This is a genomic window from Candidatus Methylomirabilota bacterium (genome assembly GCA_035315345.1).
Taxonomy (GTDB): Bacteria; Methylomirabilota; Methylomirabilia; order Rokubacteriales; family CSP1-6; genus CAMLFJ01.
This window is the reverse complement of sequence record DATFYA010000032.1, coordinates 1-5,454: the sequence shown is the minus strand read 5'-3', so window position 1 is coordinate 5,454 and position 5,454 is coordinate 1. Positions and strand designations below refer to the sequence as shown.

The window sequence follows — 5,454 nt, the reverse complement described above, 5'->3', positions numbered from 1 at the left end:
GGCGGGGCGGCCACGGCGGGGCCTCTGCGCGCAAGCGCTCATCGGGGCGGGGCGGCCACGGTGGGGCCTCTGCGCGCAAGCGCTCATCGGGGCGGGGCGGCCACGGCGGGGCCTCTGCGCGCAAGCGCTCATCGGGGCGGGGCGGCCACGGTGGGGCCTCTGCGCGCAAGCGCTCATCGGGGCGTGGCGGCCACGGCGGGGCCTCTGCGCGCAAGCGCTCATCGGGGCGTGGCGGCCACGCCGGAAACTCTGCGCGCAAGCGCTCATCGGCAAGCTGGCCTATCGGATCTTCTTGATCAGGACGAAGATGAACAGCAGGGTGACCGGCAGCGCGGTCGCGAAGACGCCGACGCCCCAGTCGATCTTGCCGACCTTGAAGGTGTAGCGATAGGCGAGCGTGGCCAGCACGTGGGTGGAGTCGCCGGGGGCGCCGCCGGTCATGAGCCACACATTGGTGAAGTCGCCCATGGTGAAGACCATGGAGAGCAGCGAGCAGATCAGGTAGATGCCGGCGAGCAGCGGGACTGAGACGTAGCGGAAGGTCTGGAGCGTCCCCGCCCCGTCGATGGCGGCCGCCTCGTAGAGCTGGCGCGGGATGCCCCGGCGGGCCGCGAGCAGGATCACCGTCCAGAACGGCAGGTACTTCCAGATGTGAAATAGGATCAGGGCGGTCATCGCGGTCCAGCGCGAGGCCAGCCAGTGGTGGGTCCCGAGCCCCAGGTCCTCGGTGATCAGGTTCAGGATGCCCCACTGCGAGGACATCATCCACCGCACGGAGAGGATGCCGGGCAGCACCGGGATCGCCCACGGCAAGAGGAAGATCGCGGACAGGAAGCGGGTGCTGCGGCTGTCGTCGTCGAGCAGGCCCGAGAGGAGCAGGGCCAGGAACAGCTTCAGGTTGACCGCGATGCCCACGTAGACCAGCGTGTTGACCACGGTCTGCACGTAGATCGGGTCGTTGAACAGGACCTCGTAGGTGTAGCGGTCGAGGGCCTGGGTGACCTCGAAGTAGAGCGGGTAGACGACGAAGGCGAGGAACAGCAGGATCAGGGGCAGCGAGAAGAGCAGCCCCTGCAGATTGCGTGACCGCGGCGACAGGGCGTCTGCCGCCGCGGTCACGGACCGCGCGATCAGCCCACGCGGGCTGGCCGAGACCAGGCCGTTGGCCACCGGCTCGACTCCGCGATCACCGCCACTGCGCGACGATGGTCTTGATGCGGCCGATGGCCTCGTCGGCGGCCTTGTCGGCCGGCCACTTGTCGACGTTGGTGCGCGACATCGCCTTGCCCCACACGTTCTCGGCGTAGATCTGCGAGTTCGCCGGGTTCTTGTAGTGCTCGAACACGCGCGTGGGTCGCTCGAGATAGATGCGGGTCACGGTCGGCAGATGCGGATCCACCGACCCGCCCTTGCCGGCCTGGCCCTTGGCGAAGAACGGGTCGGCGGCCACGTCCTTGAACGCGGGGAACCACCGCCCGTTGGCGCCCTTGATGTACTCGCCGAAGCGCTTCGGCTCGAGCACGAACTTGATGAAGTCCTTGGCCAGCGGTACGTCCTTGTTGGCGGAGTCCTTGGGGATGAGGATGGTCTTGACCGCCACCATGTAGGTCGGCTTCTTGCCGTCCGGGCCGTCCGGCCACTCGATGGTGGCCGACTTGTTGAAGTAGTTGTCCGGGTTGTTGAAGAACTGGTGCGCCGGGATGGATACGGAGGGATTCGGGGTCATCACGATCGACTTCGAGTGGAAGTTGGCGTTGTTGTCGCCGTCCGACCAGTTCAGCGTGTCCGGCGGCACGTAGCCCGAGTTGAACATGTCGGCGAAGAACTTCAGCGTCTTGACGATGGCGTCGCGGTTGGCGCCCTGCTCGGCCACCACCTTGCCGTCCTCAGAGAACACGGTGCCCCCGAAGGACAGGAGCGCCATCTCGAAGTTGTAGATGGTGTCGGTGGCGCTGGAGGACTCGGTCATCCCGAGGCCGTAGACCTTGCCGTACTTGGTCGGGTCCTTCTTGCGCAGCGCCTCCTGGGCCTTCTTCCAGAAGTCCCAGTACCCGTTCCAGTCCATGGGGATCTTGGCGGGATCGTCGTTCATCCCCGCCTCCTTCACCAGATCGCGCCAGTAGTGGATGTGCATGGTCTGGCACTCGATGGGGACGCCGTAGTAGGCCCGCTTCTTGGCCACGTTGTCGTACACGTGCGCCACCGGCAGGAACTTCTCGATGTAACGCGGTTTCAGCTCGTTGATCACGTCGGTGGTCTCGACGAGCTTGCCCTCCCACGCGTACTTGGGCATGACCTCCCAGTCGTTGTAGAAGCAGAAGGCCACGTCGGGGCCGCGGCGGGCGGCCATCGCGCTGTGGATCTTCTTGAGGAGGTCCTCCTGGATCGTGAAGGAGATGTCGAGGTCGACGTTCCGGGCCTTGCGGAACTCGTCGGCGATCTTCAACATCGCCTCGTCCTCTTCCTTGTAATAGCCGCGGTTCCACCAGACGGTGAGCTTCTTCTGCTGGGCGCGCGACACCACCGGGAAGCCGAGCGCTCCGGACGCGGCGGCGGCCCCGGCGGCGGTCTTCAGGAATTGGCGGCGGGTGTGAGCCATCAGTCCTACCTCCTTTGGCAGGGGGGAGAGCGACGGTCCTCGGCGACGAGGTCGCTGGACGGCGCCGAGTATACCGCGAAGCTCGAAGGCATGTATAGTTCCGGCATGGCCACCGACCCCATCACCGTGTCCGTGATCCAGCATCGGCTCGAATCCATCGTGCAGGAGATGGGCGAGGCGATGCTCCGCACCGCCTACTCGCAGATCCTGAACTCGAGCCGCGACTTCTCCACCGCGGTGTTCGACGCCGAGGGCCGTCTCGCCGCGCAGGCCGAGCACGTGCCGATCCACGTGGGCGCCCTGCCGTGGGCGGTGGCGTCGGTGGCCGACTTCTTCAAGGGGCGGATCGCCCCCGGCGATCTGTTCCTGCTGAACGACCCCTACCACGGCAACAATCACCTGCCCGACCTCACGGTGCTGCTCCCGGTCTTCGTGGGCGACCGCCCCGTCTTCTGGTCCATCAACCGCGCGCACCAGCACGACATCGGCGGCGCCACCCACGGGGCCTACAACCCGGGAGCCACCGAGATCTGGCAGGAGGGCATTCGCATCACCCCGCTCAAGCTCTACGATCGGGGCACCCTGCGCGACGACGTGCTGGAGATGGTGGCGACCAACGTGCGGCATCCGCGCGACTTCCAGGGCGACCTGCGGGCGATGATGGGCTCGGCCCGCATCGGCGAGCGCCGTCTGCTCAAGCTGGTGGAGGAGTACGGGCTCGCGACGGTGCAGGAGACGGTGGGCGAGATCCTCGACGGCGCCGAGCGTCAGTCCCGTGAGTGCATCCGCGGCTGGAAGGACGGCGTCTTCCGGGGCGAGTCCGTCCTCGACGACGACGGCCACGGCTTCCGCGACGTCCACATCCGCGCCACCGTGACCAAGAAGGGCGATTCGCTCGTGGTGGACCTGAGCGACTCGCATTCGCAAGTGACCGGCTTCGTGAACTCCGCGTGGCCCAACACGATGTCGGCGGTCCACATGGCGCTGGCCTACCTGATCGACCCGCGTACGCCGAAGAACGAGGGCACGTTCCGTCCGGTGACCGTGAAGGCGAAGGAGGGCACGGTGGTGTGGCCGCGGCCGCCCGCGCCGGTCACGCTGTCGACCAACCATTGCGCGCAGGAGATCGCGGAGGCGATGATCCGAGCTCTCGCGACGAGCTGCCCGGACCGGGTGCTCGCCGGCTGGTCGCGACGCTTCCGCATCGCGATCTCCGGGGTGAACCCGCGCAACAAGCGCAAGTTCATCTGGCACCTCTTCCACGCCCGCGGCGGCGGGGGAGCCTCGGTGGCTGGCGACGGCTGGGAGACCGCGGGCGAAGGACAGGCCGCGGGCGGTATCAAGTTCGGCAGCGTGGAGGTCGCGGAGACGCGGTTTCCGCTGTTCTTCAAGCGCCACGAGTTCCGTCCCGACTCCGCGGGCGACGGGCAGTTTCGCGGCGGCGTCGGCTCGGTGCTCGAGCTGCGCATGGAGACCACCGAGCCCGCCCTCGGCAACACCGCCGGAGACGGCGTCCGGCATTCCGCGTACGGCGTGCTGGGCGGCCGCGACGGCCTGCCCCACCGCTACCGGATGATCGCGCGCGGGAAGACGCGGGTGCTCAAGACCAAGGAGGTCGGCGTCCCGATCCCGCCCGGAGCCGTCTTCCTGGTCGAGTCGATGGGCGGCGGCGGCTACGGCTCGCCCGCGAGGCGTTCGCGCGAGGCGCGGGCGGCCGACCGGGTCAACGGCTTCGTCTCGGCCCGGCCGCGGCGCGGGAGGGCCTGACGTGCTGCGGATCGGCGTCGACGTCGGCGGCACCTTCACCGATCTGGTCGGAGTGGACGACGCCGGCCGCGTGACCATCGCGAAGTCGGCGTCGACGCCCGCCGACCCCTCGATCGGCGTGATGGACGGGCTCGAGCTGCTGGCCGGCGAGCTCGGGATGGAGCTGGCCGAGCTGCTCGGCGAGGCCGGCCTGATCGTGCACGGCACCACCGTGGCCACCAACGCCCTGCTCGAGCGGAAGGGCGCCAAGGTCGGCATGCTCACCACCGAGGGCCACCGCGACGTCATCGAGATGCGCGAGGGCCTGAAGGACGACCGCTACAATCTGCGCATGCCGCCGCCGGTGCCGCTGGTGCCGCGGGCGCGACGGCTCGACGTGACGGAGCGCATGCGCTTCGATGGAACCGTGGCGACGCCGCTGTCCCGCCGCTCGGCGGAGGCGGCGATCCGCCGGCTCGCCGACTCCGGGGTGGGCGCGGTGGCGGTGTGCTATCTCCACTCGTACCGTGATCCGCGTCACGAGCGGGAGACGCGCAAGCTGCTTGCCCGACGGCTGCCCGGCGCCTACGTCTCGCTCTCCTCCGACGTCCTCGCGCAGATCAAGGAGTACGAGCGCTTCGGGACCACCGTGGTCAACGCCTACGTGGGCCCGGTGCTCGGACGCTACCTGGGCAGCCTGGGCGCGCGGCTGCAGAAGGCGGGCTACCGCGGCGAGGTGCTCATCATGCAATCGCACGGTGGCGTCGCCACCATCGCGGATTCGGTGCGCCTCGCCGCGGGCGCGGTGCTCTCCGGCCCCGCCGGCGGCATCGCGGGCAGCCGTCATGCCGCGCGGCTGCTCGGCGAGGGCAACCTCATCACCTTCGACATGGGCGGCACCAGCACCGACATCGCCCTGCTGGAGGACGGCGAGCCCCATCTGACCGGCGACAAGGCGGTCGGCACCAGCAAGGTGGCGCTGCCGAGCATCGACATCCACACGCTGGGAGCGGGCGGCGGCTCCATCGCGACGGTTGATGCGGGGGGGATCCTGCACGTGGGCCCCGAGAGCGCCGGCGCGGTGCCGGGCCCCGCCTGCTATGGGCGGG

At 68.9% G+C, this 5,454-nt stretch carries 4 protein-coding genes; 2 read left to right on the top strand and 2 right to left on the bottom strand.

Annotated elements, in window-relative coordinates:
- Positions 1-279: 279 nt before the first annotated feature.
- Entirely contained in the window at positions 280-1,170 is an 891-nt protein-coding gene (locus tag VKN16_04580; protein HME93473.1) for a sugar ABC transporter permease, read from the bottom strand.
- A 16-nt stretch (positions 1,171-1,186) separates the two neighbouring features.
- Positions 1,187-2,599, bottom strand: coding sequence for an extracellular solute-binding protein (locus tag VKN16_04575; GenBank protein HME93472.1), 1,413 nt, complete (start codon positions 2,597-2,599; stop codon positions 1,187-1,189).
- 105 nt (positions 2,600-2,704) lie between these two features.
- On the opposite strand from VKN16_04575, the gene VKN16_04570 reads away from it, so the two are divergent.
- Both VKN16_04570 and VKN16_04565 read left to right on the top strand, forming a co-directional pair.
- The gene (locus VKN16_04570; protein HME93471.1) at positions 2,705-4,366 is read left to right on the top strand and encodes a hydantoinase B/oxoprolinase family protein; all 1,662 of its coding nucleotides are present in this window, start codon (positions 2,705-2,707) and stop codon (positions 4,364-4,366) included.
- 1 nt (position 4,367) lies between these two features.
- Positions 4,368-5,454: hydantoinase/oxoprolinase family protein (locus VKN16_04565; protein ID HME93470.1), on the top strand; the 1,087-nt coding region annotated here is incomplete at its 3' end.

Excerpts from the sequence above, each read along its gene's own strand:
- VKN16_04575 (HME93472.1), bottom strand. The coding sequence starts at position 2,599 with ATGGCTCACACCCGCCGCCAATTCCTGAAGACCGCCGCCGGGGCCGCC.
- VKN16_04570 (HME93471.1), top strand. The coding sequence starts at position 2,705 with ATGGCCACCGACCCCATCACCGTGTCCGTGATCCAGCATCGGCTCGAA.